At 38.1% G+C, this 19,916-nt stretch carries 14 protein-coding genes; 9 read left to right on the plus strand and 5 right to left on the minus strand.

What is annotated here, in order from left to right:
* The first annotated feature begins 43 nt into the window (after positions 1-43).
* Positions 44-4,393: a translocation/assembly module TamB domain-containing protein gene (locus tag AC58DT_RS05325; RefSeq protein ID WP_497215795.1), complete on the plus strand. Its 4,350-nt coding sequence runs from the start codon at positions 44-46 to the stop codon at positions 4,391-4,393.
* Positions 4,394-4,396: 3 nt separating this feature from the next.
* Here AC58DT_RS05325 and AC58DT_RS05330 read toward each other — a convergent pair whose 3' ends face one another.
* From AC58DT_RS05330 to AC58DT_RS05340, 3 genes are all read right to left on the minus strand, one after another.
* Positions 4,397-4,867 carry a DinB family protein gene (locus AC58DT_RS05330; RefSeq protein WP_497215796.1) on the minus strand — a complete coding sequence of 157 codons (471 nt, stop codon included), beginning with the start codon at positions 4,865-4,867 and terminating at the stop codon, positions 4,397-4,399.
* A gap of 61 nt (positions 4,868-4,928) precedes the next feature.
* Complete coding sequence (locus AC58DT_RS05335) at positions 4,929-5,309, minus strand: Rid family detoxifying hydrolase (protein ID WP_497215797.1); 381 nt, start codon at positions 5,307-5,309, stop codon at positions 4,929-4,931.
* A 41-nt stretch (positions 5,310-5,350) separates the two neighbouring features.
* Positions 5,351-8,062: a putative LPS assembly protein LptD gene (locus tag AC58DT_RS05340; RefSeq protein ID WP_497215798.1), complete on the minus strand. Its 2,712-nt coding sequence runs from the start codon at positions 8,060-8,062 to the stop codon at positions 5,351-5,353.
* Between the two features lie 166 nt (positions 8,063-8,228).
* Between AC58DT_RS05340 and AC58DT_RS05345 the strand changes: the two genes are divergently transcribed.
* The 8 genes from AC58DT_RS05345 (at position 8,229) to bshA (ending at position 17,730) form a co-directional block, all read left to right on the plus strand.
* Positions 8,229-9,401 (plus strand): N-acetylmuramoyl-L-alanine amidase family protein, encoded by a 1,173-nt coding sequence (locus AC58DT_RS05345; protein ID WP_497215799.1) that lies wholly within the window; start codon positions 8,229-8,231, stop codon positions 9,399-9,401.
* A 54-nt stretch (positions 9,402-9,455) separates the two neighbouring features.
* On the plus strand, positions 9,456-10,406 hold the full coding sequence (locus tag AC58DT_RS05350) for an MlaD family protein (protein WP_497215801.1): 951 nt from the start codon (positions 9,456-9,458) through the stop codon (positions 10,404-10,406).
* Between the two features lie 3 nt (positions 10,407-10,409).
* Positions 10,410-11,741, plus strand: a complete 1,332-nt coding sequence (locus AC58DT_RS05355; protein ID WP_497215802.1) for a 4Fe-4S dicluster domain-containing protein — start codon at positions 10,410-10,412, stop codon at positions 11,739-11,741.
* 12 nt (positions 11,742-11,753) lie between these two features.
* Positions 11,754-12,188, plus strand: a complete 435-nt coding sequence (locus AC58DT_RS05360; protein WP_497215803.1) for an LNS2 domain-containing protein — start codon at positions 11,754-11,756, stop codon at positions 12,186-12,188.
* Between the two features lie 80 nt (positions 12,189-12,268).
* Entirely contained in the window at positions 12,269-13,060 is a 792-nt protein-coding gene (locus AC58DT_RS05365) for a (Fe-S)-binding protein (protein ID WP_497215804.1), read from the plus strand.
* Positions 13,061-13,125: 65 nt separating this feature from the next.
* Positions 13,126-13,611 carry an ABC transporter ATPase gene (locus tag AC58DT_RS05370; protein WP_497215805.1) on the plus strand — a complete coding sequence of 162 codons (486 nt, stop codon included), beginning with the start codon at positions 13,126-13,128 and terminating at the stop codon, positions 13,609-13,611.
* Between the two features lie 15 nt (positions 13,612-13,626).
* Positions 13,627-16,545 carry a serine hydrolase domain-containing protein gene (locus AC58DT_RS05375; RefSeq protein WP_497215807.1) on the plus strand — a complete coding sequence of 973 codons (2,919 nt, stop codon included), beginning with the start codon at positions 13,627-13,629 and terminating at the stop codon, positions 16,543-16,545.
* A gap of 39 nt (positions 16,546-16,584) precedes the next feature.
* Complete coding sequence (gene bshA, locus AC58DT_RS05380) at positions 16,585-17,730, plus strand: N-acetyl-alpha-D-glucosaminyl L-malate synthase BshA (protein ID WP_497215808.1); 1,146 nt, start codon at positions 16,585-16,587, stop codon at positions 17,728-17,730.
* Here the strand turns inward: bshA and AC58DT_RS05385 are convergent.
* Both AC58DT_RS05385 and AC58DT_RS05390 read right to left on the minus strand, forming a co-directional pair.
* Positions 17,724-19,178 carry a membrane dipeptidase gene (locus tag AC58DT_RS05385; protein ID WP_497215809.1) on the minus strand — a complete coding sequence of 485 codons (1,455 nt, stop codon included), beginning with the start codon at positions 19,176-19,178 and terminating at the stop codon, positions 17,724-17,726. The two genes, bshA and AC58DT_RS05385, sit on opposite strands and share 7 nt — an antisense overlap.
* Positions 19,179-19,311: 133 nt before the next feature.
* Entirely contained in the window at positions 19,312-19,812 is a 501-nt protein-coding gene (locus tag AC58DT_RS05390; protein ID WP_062621435.1) for a hypothetical protein, read from the minus strand.
* Positions 19,813-19,916: the final 104 nt, after the last annotated feature.

The raw sequence follows: 19,916 nt of genomic DNA on the forward strand, positions 1-19,916 counted from the left end.
ATTGCTACTAGTGCTTATAGTGATTATTTTTTCTATTCCTTCTGTGCAAACATGGGTTGCCAAAAAGGTAACCACCAATCTTAATGAAACTTACGGAACCGATATAAACATTAAAAGGTTAGGCCTTAACTGGAAAGGAGAATTAGATATTCGGGAAGTATATATTGCAGACCACCACAACGATACGCTTATTTATAGCAAGGAAGTGCAAACTAACATTATTAGTTTTCAAAACTTAATAAAGGGTGATCTTGGCTTTGGAGATATTGCACTTGACCAAGCAAAACTCTACGTAAAAACTTATAAAGACGAAGAAACCGACAACCTTTCCATTTTTGCGAAAAAGTTTGATACCGGCAAGCCGAGTACTTCGCCTTTTTCACTTTTCAGTAACGATGTGAGTTTGACAAATAGTCGCGTTAAGATTATTGATGAAAACCTAGAAAATCCGGAAATATTTGTTTTAGATAATGTAAATGTTACTGCAAATAACTTAAAAATCAACGGCCCTGAGGTAAAAGTCAATATTGAGAATCTTTCATTGATTGCTGCACGTGGCTTTGTGATTGAAGATATGCAGACGGATTTTTCATATACTGAAACAAATATCACTTTAAATAATCTTAATTTAAAAACAACTGAGTCCCAAATTGTGGGAAATGTAGATTTGGATTATTCCAAAAATGGATTTGCAGATTTTGTTAACGATGTAGTTATTAAGGCCACATTAAAAGATTCTAAAATCGCAACAAACGATTTAAATGATTTTTATAATGAATTTGGCCCCGACCAGTTGATTTTACTGGATACCGAAATGAAAGGTACTTTAAATGATTTCACCGCTACCAATTTAAAATTTCAGACGGGTGATACAAACATACAGGGGGACTACGCTTTTCAGAATATCCTAAATTCTGAAAATGGATATTCCATAACCGCAAACAACCACTATATTGCCACCAATTACTACGATTTAAGAAGGTTCATGCCTAGAATTTTGGGAGATGTTGTTCCTGCTGAATTGAAAGAACTTAAAAGCTTTAATCTTAGCGGAAATACTTCTATAGTAGGTGATGAGCTCAACACAAAAAGTAATTTACAGAGCGGCATAGGCCAAGCGACCCTTGACTTAAAAATAGGAAATATTACCAATATTGAAAATGCATATTATTTAGGCAATGTGGTATTGAATAACTTTGACCTTGGAAAAATAGCCAAGACCACTTCCCTTGGAAAAATGACCGCCGACTTAGATTTTGATGGACGCGGGTTTAATAAAAATACCGTAAACACCGAAGTTTCGGGCACGGTTTCTTCTTTTAATTTTGAAGGGTATAATTATAAAAACATTACCGTTTCAGGAAATCTTAAAAATCCACTTTTTAATGGAGAACTTTCAATTAAAGATCCAAACCTTAAGTTAGATTTTAAAGGACTGATAGACGCATCTTCAGAAACAAACCAACTTGATTTTGAAGCAGATGTAGAATATGCAGAATTGAACAAATTAAATTTGATAACACGTGATAGCATTGCCGTTTTTACAGGAAAAGTCGTGGTTGATATGGAAGGAAAAACCATTGATGATGTTGTGGGAACCATTAATTTCAGTCAAACTTTTTATCAAAACGAACGGGATGATTTCTACTTTGATGATTTTACAATCACTTCTTCTTTTGAGGGGCCAGTTAGGACTATTGAAATAAACTCCCCCGATATTTTAAACGGAAAGATTTCTGGAGAGTTTTTAATTCAAGATATACCTAATCTTTTTCAAAATGGAATTGCAAGTATCTATACCAATTATATTCCGCAGGAAGTGACTACTAATCAATACATAGATTATGAATTTGTAGTATATAATAAAATAGTGGATGTTTTTGTGCCACAGTTGAAATTAGGAGACAATACCCGTGTGAAAGGCTCGGTTTCTTCTGACGAGTCAAAGTTTGAACTCGATTTTCGCTCTCCTGAAATTCTTCTTTTCGACAATTATATAGGAAAACTAAATATTCAAGTAGACAACGATAACCCATTGTATAACACATACATAGCAGCAGACTCCGTATATACTGGGTTTTATAATATTAAAAATTTAAATGTAATTAATAAAACCTTGAACGATACTATGTACGTGCGTTCAGAGTTTGCAGGCGGCCCAAAAAAGGAAGATATTTTTAACCTTTCACTTTACCACACAATTAATCCCTCCGGCAAGTCTGTGATTGGCGTTAAAAAATCAGATATTACTTACAAAGGCAACGTTTGGTACTTGAATGAAAACAACAACCGTTTGAATAAAGTAGTTTTTGATGATAACTTCAGGGAAGTTCGCATAGATTCCTTAGAGCTTAGCCATAATGACGAATTGATACAAATGGCGGGCGTTCTTCGGGATTCTACATATAAAGATTTGAAAGTTCGTTTTAAAGACGTAAACATTGGTAATATTACTCCAGATATAGACAGCTTGCGGCTTAAAGGAAATATGAACGGTAAATTTGATTTTCTTCAGAAAAATGGAGCATATTACCCCAACAGCTCTGTTACTATAGACAATGTGGAAATCAATGAGATTCCTTTCGGAGATTTGATTTTGAAAATTGACGGTAACGAAGACCTTACCAAATACCGTATCAATACTTCATTAACAAACAACAATGTAAAATCAATAAATGCTGTGGGCGAAATAGATGTTTCGGCACAAAACCCACAAATACAGCTCAACGTTGATTTAAATCAGTTTAATATGCAGGCGTTCAGTCCGTTTGGGGCCGATGTGATTACCGATATCAGGGGATTGATAACTGGAAACGCAAAGGTTTCGGGCAATTATAAATCGCCAGATGTTTTAGGGCGTTTTACTTTGGAAAACAGCGGATTAAAAATACCCTATCTAAACACCGATTTTGACATTGAAACAGGTGCGCAAATAATTGTAACAAAAAATAAATTTGAAATTGACGGAACCCAGATAACCGATACAAAATATGAAACCATAGGCGTTTTATATGGAAATGCCACCCACAACAATTTTAGTGACTGGGAATTGGATTTACATATTGAAGCTCCTGAAAGATTGGTAGTTCTAGACACTCCGCCAGAAGAGGACGCACTGTATTACGGTACTGCATTTATAAGCGGAAGAGCCGATATTACGGGCCCTATAGATGAACTGGTAATTGACGTTGAAGCTACAACACAAGAAGGAACCACCTTTAAAATTCCAATTAGCGATACAGAATCAATTGGTGATGACTCATTTGTGCATTTCCTTTCACCCAAAGAGAAAGAAGCACGTATTAATGGAGAAACTCTTGTTAATGAAGACGTGAAAGGTTTATCGTTAAACTTTGAATTGGACATTAACAAAAATGCTGAAGTAGAAGTTGTGGTGGATCAAGAAAACAATTCAACACTAAAAGGACGCGGTGCGGGGATTCTTCTTATTGAAATAAATACAAACGGAAAGTTCCAGATGTATGGTGATTTTCAAGTTTACGAAGGAGAGTTTGATTTTAGGTATGGTGGTATCATTCAGCGAAATATTGGTGTGGTCCCTGGAGGAAACATCACTTGGGATGGAGCTCCCGAAAAGGCTAACTTAGATTTGAGCGCTGTTTATAAAACCCAGGCAAACCCATCGGTTTTATTGGATAATCCTTCTATAAATACAAAAATACCTGTTGAAGTTTATGTTGACTTAAATGGCGAACTGGCACAGCCTGAACTTAGCTTTAACATAGATTTTCCAAGGGTTAGCTCTACCTTGAAAAGTGAGTTGCAATACAAACTTCAAAATCAGGAACAAATGCAGAACCAAGCACTGTTTTTATTGGCTTCCAATTCTTTTGTGAGTGATAATTACGCAGGTTCAAACGCTTTTGCAGGAACCGTGGCCGATAGGGTTTCTGGTTTAGTAAACAACCTTTTTGCTGATCAAGATGGTAAATTCCGTGTAGGACTGGATTATTCAATTGGCAACAGAACGCCCAATCAAGAAACCTCTGATCGCTTTGGAATTACGCTTTCTACACAAATAAATGAACGTATTCTTATAAACGGAAAAGTGGGTGTACCCGTAGGCGGCGCTAACGAAACGGCAGTGGCTGGAGATGTGGAAGTGCAATGGCTAATAAACGAAGACGGAAGCTTACGGATGAAATTCTTCAACCGACAAGCAGATTTACAGTTCATAGGTGAAGATCAGATTTTTGAACAGGGTACGGGGATTTCATATTCCGTAGATTTCAATACTTTTCAAGAGCTTTACAGAAAACTTTTTAATAAAAAAGTGACCATTGACACAGAACTACCCGTAATTCCAGATGATAATAGCTTCCCTGTTGATTTTAACCCCAAGGGAACGCAAACCGAAGAAGAAGGGGAGTAGCTATTAATAATCTGCAGTAAGCTTTTTTAACAATGAAATTTGCCCTAAATGATAGTAACAATGTTCTATCATTCCTTCAATATTGCGCTGATAAGTGCCGTATTTTTCATCTGCAAATATTTCATTTAGTTTTTCATCTGAAAAGGATTCAATGAATTTTGCGAATTTTTCAGAATTTTCAAACAAGCTTTTCCTAAGTGCATCCCAAGCCTCTGCCGAGTTAATGGGCGCAAAATCGAAACTATATTTATCGTGGATTTCCAATTTGCCATTTTCGAAGAAATCACATAAACCGGCAATATAATAATTAACGTGAAAGGTTAAAGCCGCAATTGTATTTAACGAACCCGTTTTTTGTGTAGCCTGCTGCCAATTGATATTTGAAAGAGATTCTTTAAAATTTGTATTCGCAATCCATTTTCCGTCCAAAAGAACCTCTCTAAATCTTTCGGCAAGTTGAGATGAAGTTTTCATTTGCTAGCGTTTTAAAATATGGAACTATAAATTAAGTGAAGTTTTTTGCAAATATTTCTTTTTAAAGTGAAGCAATTACAGAAATTTCAACATTTACAAACTTAGGTAGGTTTGCAACTTCCACAGTTTCGCGGGCTGGGGCAGTGGCCTCATTAAAATAAGCAGCATACACCTCATTAATAGCTGAAAAATTATGCATATCACTGATAAAGATGCTTGTTTTCAGTACATTCTCAAAAGTCATTCCCGCTTCGGTTAGAATTGCTTTTAGATTTTCCATAACCAGTTTGGTTTCGGTCTTAATATCGTCAATTGCCAAATTACCCGTTTTTGGGTCTATGGCTATTTGCCCAGAAGTATAAAGCATATTTCCTTTTAAAACCGCTTGATTATAAGGGCCAATTGGGGCTGGGGCATTGGAGGTTGTGATAATTTTTTTCATAATATATGTGTATATGATTCTTTTTATTATCCAGCGACATGCTACAACTGTTTGTCGCTTTCTCTTCGCTTATCGTATTTGATATCACTAAGTACTGAGGATTTTATTCCGATAAAGAAATACCAAGCTGTATTTATACTGCCTATGGGTGTCCAATTAAAACTCATTTGCCAACTTTCCAAATCGCGCTGGAAGCGGAACTGCGTAAGGGTAACGCCTTTGTTCTTAAAATCATAACCTGAAGATACTCCAACCGTCCATCGTGGTGCAAGCTCCATATTGGTACTAACCATAAGTGACTGGCTGGAAATTTCGTTTTGACGTTGGCTGTTTCCGTAAGTGATAGTATAGGCTAAGCGCATGTCCCAAGGTATACTGTAGTTGAACCAAGCTACATTTGTTTTATCTACCTCTTCATCGTCTTCTTTATAAATTTGCCCATCATAAATATCAGTAGCATCACCAAAAAGATCATCTGGGCGACCTCCATTTCGGAAGGTTTCATTCTCTGTTCTATCCAAATCCTTTTTGCCGCTACCATCAAAATCTTTGCTGGAAAAGGAATAATTGATACTCACATTGGCATTGGTAAGTCTGAAAAGACTTCCGCCATTGTCAATATTAAAAACATCTATTTTTTGATTGTTATTGTCGAGCGCATAAGGATCCAGTGATCCGCTAAAGTTGAAATCCAACTTTGGAACAATTGGAATACTACCGGTAAACTGCAATGGGCTCCATTTTAAAGAATCACCCGCCAGATTGTAAGCGGTTGAAAAATTTAAGTTGTTCAGTAAAGTAACTTTCTTTGGCTCCAGCGCAGTAGTGTCGCGATCGCGAACTTTTGCCTCAAATGTATTACTGAGAGCCATCCCGATACTGCTGGAATATACTTTGCTGGGTGGCCCGTAAAGTGTATTTTCAAAACGTGAATATTCTACAACTTGCGCAGCTTCATCAGCGGTTGCGGGTATAATGAATTCATCATAATACCTATCAAAAGCAGGGTTTATATTATAACTGATCGATGGACGAACCACATGGCGTACCGCTTGTATCTTGTTTTCTTTTCCAAAGTTGAAAAGTCCATAAAGCGTGGTTCCCAAACTTGTGGAAAAATTATAGGTTCGGTAACTTTCAAAACCCGAAACCGTATCTTTTACAATACCTCCCAAACCATTGTTTATGGTTTGGTCATAACGCTGCCGCGTACTTTTGAGCACCCAGGTTTCACGAAAATTGGTACCTGCGGAAGCGCTCAGGTATTTTAAAATTTTGAAATTTGTAGTTACGGGAATATTGTGTTGGGCGCCAATTTGTGCGCTGTTGAACATTTCCGACTTAAAGAAAAGCGAATCGGTAGTTTGGATTCGATTTTCTGCAGAAAGATCGTACTGAAAATTTATATTCTGGATAATACCTTTTTTAACGCCATTTTTTGGTGCAAAGGGATAAATTCTGGAAACGCTTGTATTCAGATTGGGAAGCGACATAGATATGGCTTCGGTATTTGTGTTTTGAGAATGGGTTGCCGCTACAGAAAGATTAACCTGTGGTTCGCCTTCAAAAGATTTTGAATAGGAAATAGAAGAACTTAAGGTATTTACAAGTGCGCTGGCATTGTTTGTTTGATTGATGGACTGTGAAAAATACTTACTACTACCAATATTTACCGAAGCTGAAAAACGAGAGCTGGGACTACTTTTAGTGTCTTGGGAATGTGACCATCGAATGTTGTAAATGCTAGTCTCGCTAAAATTTGGAAACCCTCTTTCTTCTTCCACAAGTTTTTCAAATCTTGCACTTACATTTCCTTTAAATTTATACCGAAGCGCATATGATGTTTCTCCCCGCAAGGCATAGCTACCGTTAGTATAATAATCTCCCAAGAGGCTCAAATCCAGATATTCACTTATAGCGAAATAGTAACCTCCATTTTGAAAAAAGAAACCCCGACTGTTGTTATCCCCAAATGAAGGGATTATAAATCCCGAAGTACGATCTTCAGTCAACGGAAAATATGCAAACGGCAAACCTACAGGCGTGGGAACGTCGGCAATGTACATATTTGTTAAACCTGTAACCACTTTCTTTTTAGGAACAAATTTGGCCTTTCTGGTATAGAAATAATATTCGGGGTCATCAATATTTTTTGAAGTGGTGAACTTTACGTTGCGCAGATATACCACTGAGTCGTTTACTTTTTTGGTAACATCTGCAATTACCCTAAATCCGTTTTGCTCGGTACGGCTATTGTAAACCAAGGCCTTTTCGGTATCAAAATTATAACGGATGGAATCGGGTTCAACCTTATTATTTGCCTGCACAAAAACGGGGCGTTGGCTGTAAACACCAGCACTGTCTATACCTTTGGCATAAACTTCGTTTTTGTTATAATCAAGAATAATTAGACCTGCATCTATCCGCATATCGCCATAGATAATGTAGGCTTTGTTATACATATACACCTTGTTTTCCTTTCGGTTGAGCAACACATAATCTTCACCATAATAGTCCACAACATCTGTTAAAGTTTCCTTTTCAGGTTTAATGGTATCAGTTTTTACAGTATCCTGTGCTTTTTCATTTACCTCATCAATAACGGGTTTTATATTTACCGTAAGCGTATCATCCTGAGTAGTTTTTGGCAGATTTGTTTCATTCTTTGGCGGAATGTCCTGTGCATGCAGAAGAGCGCTGCAAAGTAGCAGAAATGTTAAGAAGATTGTTAAGTAATGCCTGTTTGTCTGCAATGCTTAGATGCTATTATTTTGTAGATTTGGCTCAGTATTTGAAACGGTCAAAAATAAACATATTTTTTCGGGTACGTTTTTTTAAATCATTTTTTTAAAATATCAAATATTCTTAATCGTTAACAGCTATATGAAATGCCCATTAACTATTTGCAGAACAATAAAAATGAATAAGCTAGGCATTCCATCTTCCATTTTATCAATTATTCTTGTACAGATGAAAACGAAACTTTTTTCTTTTTTCGTATTAATTATTGCAATTTCATGTTTCCCTTTTGCAGCTTCAGCTGCCGAAAACCCTACAAAACCATTTGTTGTTGTACTTGATGCTGGTCACGGTGGGCACGACCACGGAAACAAGGGCAATGGCTACAAGGAATCTGAAATATCTTTAAATATCGTCTTAAAAGTGGGAGCGGAACTGGAAAAGTTGCCCAATGTAAAAGTAATTTATACACGAAAAACCGATGTTTTTATTGAGCTCCGCGAACGGGCGGCAATAGCAAACAAAGCAGATGCCGATCTTTTTGTATCTGTACACTGCAACGCCCATAATTCAGACGCATATGGTGCCGAGACCTTTGTTTTGGGACTTCATAAGAGTCAAGCAAACTTTGAGGTTGCAAAAAAGGAAAACGAGGTAATCTATCTGGAGGAAAATTATCAGGAAAAATACGGTGGATTTGATCCAAATGCGCCGGAATCATTGATAGGTATGGTGCTGATGCAGGAAGAGTATCTGGACCAAAGCATTCTATTGGCCAGTTTGGTGCAAAACAACGTTATAAACAATCTTAAAAGAAAGGATAGAAGTGTGAAACAGGCCGGTTTTTGGGTACTTCACAATACCTATATGCCCAGTGTTTTGATTGAAACGGGGTTTCTTACCAATAAAAGCGAAGGCGCTTATCTAAATTCCGCCAAGGGACAGTCGGAAATGGCCCGGGAAATTAGCAACGCCATAAAATCTTACATCAATAGTCTTTCAGTTTCAACAGAAAAGATAAAAGACCCCGAAATTGAGCAAATTCAAGTAGAAAAAACCATTGAATCAACAAAAGAAGATATTTACGAGGGAGTAACATTTAAAGTACAACTGGCCGCTACAAGTAAAAAACTTGATCCAAAACCCAGTAACTTCAAAGGACTGAAAGATGTAGCCCGTGAAAAGGAAAATGGCCTTTTTAAGTATTATTACGGCGAAACATCTGACTATAATAAAATTCAGGTTATGAAAACATTTGTGCAGCAAAAAGGATATCCTTCAGCATATATTGTCGCTTTTAAAAAAGGAAAAAAAGTTAATCTACCTGAAGTGTTAAAATCGAAAGCCAATTAGCGTGCATTCTTTATATTTATCATTTAAATTTGTTCACAAACTAAAACTATACTCTTGAGACTATCGAAAGAAGTTAAAACCGGAATCCTCGCCATAGGGGCTATATTGCTGTTAATCTTTGGTTACAGTTTTCTAAAGGGCACTAATTTGCTCGACAAGAACAGAGAATTCTATGTAAAATATGACAATGTTGAAGGCCTAGCGCAAGCTGCACCTGTTACCATAAACGGGCTTACGGTGGGTAAGGTTCAGAATATTTCCTTTGCCAATTCCAAGGGAGGACTCGTGGTAAAATTCACTGTTGAAAAGGACTTTGATTTTTCCAAGAACAGTATCGTAAAAATATACAGTACAGGGCTTATTGGCGGGAAATCATTGGGTATTTTTCCACAATACGATGTAAACAATATTGCCAAAAGCGGTGATACCCTTAGAGGCGATGTGGAAGACGGAATGCTTACGGCTGTTACGAAAGCCCTTGGACCCCTGGAGAAAAAAGTAAACAATACACTAGCGACCGTAGATACGCTATTATTGAGCATTAATGCAATTGTTGATGAACAAACCCGTCAAAACCTAAAGGAAGCAATTGCAAATTTAAATACTACTCTTAACTCGTTTGCTGGAGTTTCAGAGAATTTAAACCATATCCTCTCCAATAACACGGGTAAACTTGACAATACCTTCACCAATCTCGACAAAACCGCCGGAAACCTTTCAAAACTAACAGATTCCTTGGCACAGCTGGAAACTGGCAAATTAGTCACCGATCTTCAAAATGTAGTTGATAAAATGGATAAAATTGTAGCGGGAGTAGATAATGGGGAAGGTTCTATTGGAAAACTATTAAAAGACGACAAACTTTATCAAAATTTAGAAGGTGCTTCCAGACAGCTAGAGCAGCTCCTTCAGGACGTAAAGCTTAACCCGAAACGTTATGTGCACATTTCCGTCTTCGGCAAAAAGAACAAAGAATACGAACCGCCAGCCAATCCAGAAGAGTAAAACATGCAATACATTCCGAATATACTTTTTATAATCGCGCTTGCAGTGGGTGTTGGGTATTTCACCCTTAACATTCGCAAGTTAATACGAAACATAAAACTTGGTCACGAAGTAGATGCCTCAGACCACACTCCGGAACGATGGAGCAATGTAGTGCGCATTGCGCTGGGACAATCAAAAATGGTTGTTCGGCCAATTCCCGGGCTACTACATATAATTGTATATGTAGGTTTTATTATCATTAATATCGAAGTACTGGAAATTATTATCGATGGGATTTTCGGAACCCATAGAGTGCTTTCTACCGTCTTGCCCGCTGGACTGTATAATTTTTTAATTGCCTCTTTTGAAATTTTGGCGCTTCTCGTTTTAATAGGAGTTATTCTTTTTTGGACGCGTAGAAACATTCAAAAATTAAAGCGGTTTTGGGCAAACGAAATGAAAGGTTGGCCCAAAAATGACGCCAATTACATTCTTTATTTTGAAATGGTCTTGATGATTCTTTTTTTGACCATGAACGCGACAGACCAGCAATTGCAGGCAATGGGAGCGGCACATTACGTGGAGGCTGGTTCCTATCCCGTAAGCCAATTTTTGGTTCCTTTTTTCAGCAATCTTTCCGAAGCTACGCTAATTACCATTGAGCGCGGAGCATGGTGGCTTCATATTTTAGGGATTTTAGTTTTTCTGAATTACCTATACTTTTCAAAACATCTTCATATTATATTGGCATTTCCGAATGTTTACTTCGGAAAAGTGGTTCCAAAAGGAAAGTTTAAAAATTTGGATTCCGTTACCAATGAGGTGAAAATGATGATGGACCCAAATGTTGATCCCTTTGCGGCTCCCGCAGAAGGGGCAACCGAGGCTCCAGCTAAGTTTGGTGCCAGTGATGTAATGGATTTAAGTAGAATACAATTACTGAACGCCTATACCTGCACAGAATGTGGTCGTTGCACTAGCGAATGTCCTGCAAATATTACCGGCAAAAAACTTTCCCCGCGTAAAATAATGATGGACACCCGTGACCGTTTGGAGGAAATTGGAAAAAATATTGACAAAAACGGCGAATTCAAACCAGACGGAAAGCAACTGCTGGATGATTATATTACGCGCGAAGAACTTTGGGCATGCACCACTTGCAATGCCTGTGTTGAAGCCTGCCCCGTAAGTATCGACCCGCTGAGTATTATTATGGATATGCGTCAATATTTGGTGATGGAACAATCGGCAGCTCCAACGGAGCTAAATGTTTCCATGACAAACATTGAAAACAATGGAGCGCCTTGGCCCTACAACCAAATGGACCGTTTGAACTGGAAAGATGAGAATTGATAACATTTTAGTATGAAAAAAGAAGAAGTAGAAAAAATGCTGCACGATAAAATAGAAGAGGGTGAACACGTGAGCCCAATTCTTCCCGAAGGAATAAAAAACTACTTGATAGATATTGATGGGACCATTACTGACGACATTCCCAACGAGGAACCAGAACGTATGGCTACCTGCGAACCTTTTCCAGATGCTTTAAAAACGTTAAACAAATGGTACGACGAGGGGCACATCATCTGCTTTTTCACCTCCCGAACCGAAGCCCATCGTGAAATGACCGAAACCTGGCTAAAAAAGCATGGCTTCAAATATCACAGTATGCTGATGGGAAAACCGCGCGGTGGTAATTATCATTGGGTGGACAACCATTTGGTGAGAGCTACGCGATATAAGGGGAGATTTACAGATTTGGTGGAGAAAGAAGTAACAATAGAAGTATTTGAAGACTGATTATCAGTTAATAGAAAAACGTTAATAGCTAATAGGAAATCCCCGTTAACAATTAACAACGAACAATTAACAACAAAAACATGAGTGAACAACTAAAAGTCCCAACAATGGCCGAATATATGGCCCAAGGCAAACAGCCGGAAGTCTTATTTTGGGTAGGTTGTGCAGGAAGTTTTGACGACCGTGCAAAAAAAATAACAAAAGCCTTTGTAAAATTGCTGAACAAAGCAAATGTAGATTTCGCCGTTTTGGGAACCGAAGAAAGCTGTACCGGCGATCCCGCTAAGAGAGCAGGAAACGAGTTTCTGTTCCAAATGCAGGCTATGACCAATATTGAAGTTTTGAACAGTTATGAAATAAAGAAAATAGTTACCGCTTGCCCGCATTGTTTCAATACAATTAAAAACGAATATCCGGGTCTTGGTGGTAATTATGAAATTATGCACCACACCCAATTCCTAAAATCCTTAATGGAGGAGGGAAGACTTAAAGTGGAAGGGGGAAAATTTAAAGGCAAGCGTATTACCTTCCATGACCCTTGTTATTTGGGAAGAGCAAATGGCGAATACGAAGCGCCACGCGATCTACTTCAAAAACTTGAGGTGGAACTGGTTGAAATGAAACGTTGCAAATCGCGCGGACTTTGCTGTGGAGCCGGAGGAGCCCAAATGTTTAAGGAACCCGAACCTGGAAATAAAGACATTAATGTAGAGCGCACAGAAGAAGCCCTTGAAACCGCTCCCAAAATAATTGCAGCCGCCTGCCCGTTTTGCAATACCATGATGACAGATGGTGTTAAGGCCAAAAGTGCCGAAGACAGCGTTCAAGTGTTGGACGTTGCAGAGATGATAGCAAATGCAGAAGATTTATAAATCAACTGTAATTTGTTTTCGAAGACCTGTATGTAGGTCAAATGAACTAGAAAGAAAATTCCAACATGCTTACAGATTTTAAAAACCTGCCAGATGATTCCAGGATATGGATCTATCAGGCAAATAGGAAATTAAGCGACGACGAAGTTGCCGAAATCACCAAATTATCAGAAGATTTTTTGACGAAATGGACCGCGCATGGCGCGGAACTTGAGGCTGGCGTAGAAATAAAGTACAACCGTTTTATAGTATTAGGGCTCAACCAGGCAAATGCTTCCGCATCGGGTTGCAGTATTGATGCTTCGGTACATTTTATTCAGTCACTTCAGGAAAAATTTGATGTGGATTTGCTCGATAAAATGAACGTTACCTTCTATTCGGGTGAATATATCGCGTATAAACCATTGGCCGATTTCAGAAAAATGGCAAAGGATAAATCTGTTTCAAAAAATACAGTTGTCTTTAACAATCTGGTAAACACAAAAGTCGAATATCTTGAAAACTGGGAAGTACCTGCACACGAAAGCTGGCATAATAGATTTTTATCATAAAATGACTGTTTACTTATGAAAAACTTTTTGTTCTCCTTCTTTTTTGCAGTTGTTTGCCTTTCTGCTTTTTCCCAAGATAGAAACCCATTGATTGTCAAAAAAGACTTTCAAAACCAGAAAAAATGGGTCGATAGTATCTATGATTCAATGACATTGGAAGAAAAAATGGGCCAACTGTTTATGGCAGATATTTTTTCGAGCGATCCAAAGGCAAAGACCGACAAGATTAAAGACCTCATTACAAATTATCATTTGGGAGGTATCATTTTTTCCAAAGGAGGTCCCGTACGCCAAGCCAAACTGAACAATGAATTTCAGTCTCTCGCCAAAATACCCTTAATGATAGGCATGGACGCCGAATGGGGGCTGGCCATGCGACTGGATTCTACGTATGCTTTTCCGTGGAATATGACCTTGGGGGCGATTACGGATAATAAAATTGTTGAAAAAATTGGCCGTAGAATTGGCGAACAATCCAAACGTTTGGGTGTGCACATCAACTTTGCGCCAGTGGTGGACATAAATACAAACCCAAAAAATCCAATCATCGGGAACCGCTCTTTTGGGGAGGATCGGGATAATGTAACCGAAAAATCCCTCTCTTTTATGAAGGGCATGCAAAGTGCAGGTATTCTGGGAAGCGCAAAACACTTTCCCGGCCACGGCGATACCGATATGGACAGTCACAAAACCTTGCCAACTGTAGATTTTTCAAGGGAACGATTGGATACTTTGGAGTTATATCCTTACAAAAAACTTATAAATGAAGGTTTAAACAGTGTGATGGTTGCCCATTTAAATGTTCCAGCTTTAGAAATTCAGATGAATTACCCATCGTCACTTTCCTCAAAAGTGGTTACCGATCTTCTAAAAAATGAGCTAGGTTTCAATGGTTTGATTTTTACAGATGCGCTTAATATGAAAGGTGCATCCGATTTTAAAAAACCTGGCGAAATAGAACTGGCAGCATTCCTCGCAGGAAATGATATACTTCTAATTTCCGAAGATGTGCCCAAGGCAATGGAATTTCTCATCAACTCGTACAATGAACAAGTTATTACCGAAAAGCGTTTGGCCTATTCCGTAAAGAAAATTCTTTATGCAAAATACAAAGTAGGCCTAAACAACTACAAACCCGTGAAAACCGCCTATTTGATAGACGATTTGAATTCGGTAAATGACGATACGCTTTACGAAGAAGCCATTGACAACGCATTAACGGTTATTAAAAACGATCGTGCCATTCTTCCTATAAAAGATCTTCAGGAGAAGAAAATTGCATATATAAATTTTGGTGATGATTCGGGTGAAACCTTTTTAAGTGAATTGAGAAAATATGGAAAAGTAGATTGGGTAAAGGCTAACAGCCTAGATGATTATATCCAAAAACTTAAGGCGTACAACTACGTAATTATTGGGTTTCACAAAAGCAATGAAAATCCTTGGAAAAAGTTTGAATTTACTGAAAATGAACTTGTTTGGCTATATGAAATTGCCCGGACAAACACTGTGATTTTAGATGTTTTTGCCAGACCCTACGCAATGCTTGATCTAAAAACCACGGCCAACTTTGAAGGTGTTGTCATGTCCTATCAAAACAGTGAAATCTCCCAAAAACTTTCTGCCCAACTCATCTTTGGCGCACGTGAAGCCAAAGGAAAACTTCCAGTGTCGTTAGGTGAAGATTTTCCTTTAAACACTATTTTGAAAACTAAATCGCTGCGAAGGCTTCAATACGGAACCCCAGAAAGTGTTGGTGTTAACAGCTATAAACTGAATAAAATTGACTCGTTGGCTATGTTGGGAATCAGCGAGGGAATGTACCCGGGCGCTCAGGTTTTGGTTGCTAGAAAAGGAAAGGTTATTTATCAGAAAAACTTTGGACACCACGAATACACAGATAAAATTCAAGTAACAGACAGCAGCGTTTACGATTTGGCTTCACTAACTAAAATTTTGGCGTCCCTGCCTTTGATTATGCAGCTTGTGGACAAGAAGGAATTGAGCATGAATACGAAGCTTTCGGAAATGCTGCCAGAGTACAAAAACTCAAATAAGGCCAACATTACTTTAAAGGAAATGCTTTCGCACTACGCGCGTTTAAAAGCGTGGATTCCATTTTATCGGCATACCTTCAATGAAGAAAAAACCGGAATCTCTTCAAAATATTATTCAGAAATCCCCGATAAGGACTTCAACATACAGGTTGCTGAAAACCTTTATATGCGCAGGGATTATATGGATACTATTTTCAAAATCATACGTGAAAGCGATCTAAATTCGCGGCTTGAATATAAATACAGTGACCTTCCGTATTATATTTTGAAGAAATATTTGGAGCGTAAATTTGCCAAACCGATGGAACTTATTGTACAGGAAAATATTTACGAATCTTTGGGCGCAAACTATATGACCTATCTTCCGTTGGAAAAATTTTCAAAGGAAAATATTCCGCCCACCGAGCAGGACAATATTTTTAGAAACCAGAAAGTTCAGGGTTACGTACACGACCAAGGCGCTGCGATGCTTGGGGGCGTGAGCGGCCATGCGGGGCTATTCAGTAATGCGAATGATGTGGCCAAACTTATGCAAATGTACCTTTGGAAAGGTTTTTACGGTGGCGAGCGTTATTTTAATCCGGATGTTTTAGACCTTTTCAATACGTGTTATTATTGCTATAAAAACGTGCGAAGAGGCGTAGGGTTTGATAAACCCCAACTTGGAACATCGGGGCCAACATGTGGTTGTGTTTCCATGACCAGTTTTGGGCATAGTGGTTTCACGGGCACATTTGCCTGGGCAGATCCCGAAGCCGAAATTGTTTACGTATTTTTATCAAACAGGACTTTTCCCGATGCGGAAAACCGAAAATTGATACAAACTGATTTACGCAGCAAAATACAAGAAGCCATTTATGAGGCTATCGATTATTAAAGTTCAAAAAACTGTAACCTTTAATTTGAAAATAATAAAATGAAAATAGCAATAGTATGTTATCCAACCTTTGGCGGAAGTGGAGTAGTAGCCACAGAGCTGGGTTTGGCATTAGCAGAACACGGACACGAAGTTCATTTTATTACCTACAAGCAACCCGTTAGACTAGAGTTGCTTTCAAAGCACATTCACTTTCACGAGGTTTCGGTTCCTGTTTATCCACTTTTTCACTACCAACCCTACGAGCTTGCTCTCTCCAGCAAATTGGTAGATATGGTAAAACTTCATAAAATTGAAGTCTTGCACGTACATTATGCAATACCACACGCTTACGCAGGCTATATGGCGAAGAAAATGCTTGAGGAAGAAAATATCTTTATTCCTATGGTGACCACACTTCACGGAACGGATATTACTCTTGTGGGAAACCATCCATTCTACAAGCCAGCCGTCACTTTCAGCATAAACAACAGTGATGTGGTAACTTCAGTTTCTAAAAGTTTAAAAGAAGATACACTGCATCTTTTCGATATTAAAAAAGAAATACATGTAGTTCCAAACTTTATAGATATTCCGAAGAAAATTAACACATTTACCGATTGTCAGCGTGATTTAATGGCAGACAAAGACGAACGCATAATTACACATGTAAGTAATTTGCGCCAAGTGAAGCGGGTAAAGGACGTTATTGAGGTTTTTGATCGTATTCAGAAAAAAATCCCATCAAAATTAATTATAGTGGGCGAGGGGCCAGAGCGAGAGGCTTGTGAACAGCTTTGCGAGCGGAAAGGAATTGAAGAAAAAGTACTTTTTGTGGGCAATAGCAATGAAGTGGACAAAATTCTGTGTTTTACCGATCTTTTCATTCTGCCTTCGGAAAAGGAAAGTTTCGGTCTTGCTGCCTTGGAAGCAATGGCCTGTGGCGTTCCGGTAATATCGAGCAATACTGGCGGATTGCCAGAAGTAAATATCCAGGGGGTAAGTGGCTTTTTGAGCGACGTTGGCAATGTGGATGAAATGGCGGAAAATGCCTTAAAAATTTTAGCTACAGACGAAATGCTAAACAAATTTAAAAAACAGGCTATTGAATCTGCTATGGTTTATGATACCAAAAAAATCGTCCCGCTATATGAAAAATTGTACGAGGAAGCAATTGCCAAAAGAAGCGCTGCGGAGCCTCAATAATTTCTTTCAATAAATTCCATCGCATTTCCGTGCATTACGCGCTCTACTATGGCTTCAGCGTCTATCCTGTTAAAATCGTTTAACATAATTAGGTTTTTTGAAAGATAATTTTCAGCGTGGTTTAGCATTTCTTCGGCTAAATCCTTCATGTTTTCCGCAGTCCACAAACCGTTGATGGGGTTTACGATTCCGTCGAAATCGCTGCCAATGCTTTGAATTCCCCAACAAAAAAGCCCTTCCTTATCCAAAACCTCAGCAATGTGCTGAACTTGCCTCCACACCAATAATGCTTTTTTGCGCAACTGTTTTCTTTTGTTTGGGAAGAATATTTTACTTTCCGAAATAGCTTTGCTGCTGCCAATGCGGCGCTCATCCAACTGGATCCCGAAAATTCCATTGCTGCGTGCAATCCTAATTAATTCTTCATCATAAAAATTTATATCAATGTCACAAAACCAATCTGCATGTTCAGAAATATCAATTTTGTTCCACTGCACGATGGAGTGCTTCCCGTTGCAGGCACCGTGGCTAGCAATTACAGGAATTTTTTCTGCATTGTATTTTGTGTCAAGTAATTGATAATACGCTTTTCGGGAGGTCGTGCTTAAATGTTTCACATCGATAGGGATTCTTTTTCCTTCTGTATTGTCCAACAACAAATCAATTACTTCCACACCTAATTCTGTAATACCGGTATTCAAGCCTCGGTCTTGATTTTTTTTCAGCATTCCTATTGAAATACTTCGCGCATGTCCGCAAAGTTCGTTGTAAAAATGATGGGCAAGTGTAATGAACATTGGGCGATGCTCCCAATTTTTAATAGTCTTAATGTTTCCTATAACTTCGCTGCGGCTTGCCATATCTTTCTGCATATCCAGTCCGGTATTGAAGCTATGTCCGCCTTCTATAGTAAGTACAATATTTATAATTTTTTTTGTATCGGTTTCTGCTTCAAAATTATTTTCAATATCCTGAAAATTTCGAACCAATCTATAGGTATATATTGTTCCGTCAATATTTACAACCTGATTGTGAAGCTGCTGGTAATAATGGTATTCATCCATCAAATCGGCAAAATAATCATTGTTGCTGCGTATGTAATCCATTCGCGACTGGCTTATGCTTGCAGCAAGGTTTACCAAAACGTCCGTCACTCCTTTAATTCCTATTATTTCATTTCCGAAAAAATGTTTTTCGAAAGGATAAAGAGAAACCACTACCACTTTGGTTTTAGCCTTTGCTAAAGCCATCAAGTCTGTTTGTGTAAATTTGGTAAGGGTAACAATTCGGTTCACAAACTTTTCAAGAAAATTGGGAGGACTGTAATGCCAAATGGAGTTTTTTCTATTTGGATCCAGCGCGTTTTGTTTGGTAGGATTGTACTTAAAACTTTTACTGTACGGTTTTAGAGAAGGGTGGCAATGTAAATCTACATAATGCTTTTCCATGGTTCAATTTATTGAATTCTATAAAATTGCAATAAAATGCTAACTTATGAAACAGGATTTTTCCTGTTTTTTTATAAGGGAAATGCCCCTTTTAATGTGGGGCATTTCGTTCAAGATATATTTATATAGTTTTTTAAAATTGATATCGAGCACTTATTCCTACGTCGAAATTAACGTCATCTCGATAGTTTAAATTTACCTGCGGTCTAAAGTCGAAGGAAACCAGCAGTGGAAAATCAAAGCTGTACTCTATACCCACATCACCTGTAAAAAAAGCAAAAGCTTCCGAATCCTTGTTTCGATAATAAGGATAGTTATCATCATAATAACGATCAAAACTTTCAATTCCGGCGCCTAAACCAGGTCCAGCATACCAATTAAAGCCACCGTCAATGTTCCAAACCCATTGATAAATTGCAGTAAATTTTACATCCTCCCAATAACGTTCGCTATGCCATGCCAGCCCTAGTTCCAGGCGGTTTGCATCGCCCAATGCACGTTGATAATTAACCTCTGGGCCAAAGCCATTACTTTCACTAAGACGAATTCCAATAGCGTTTTTTGAAATCTCTTGTGCATTAGCTTGCATTCCCACACCAATAACTAGTAATATTAATAAAGCTGATTTTTTCATAATTTTTTCTTTTAGTTATAAACGTTGTAAATGTAGGAGTATTATAAAGCTACAATCGTTAACGGGATGCTAATCCCAAATGCAAAAATTACAAAGTTTTGTTA

The organism is Aequorivita sp. CRS11, from assembly GCF_059693805.1.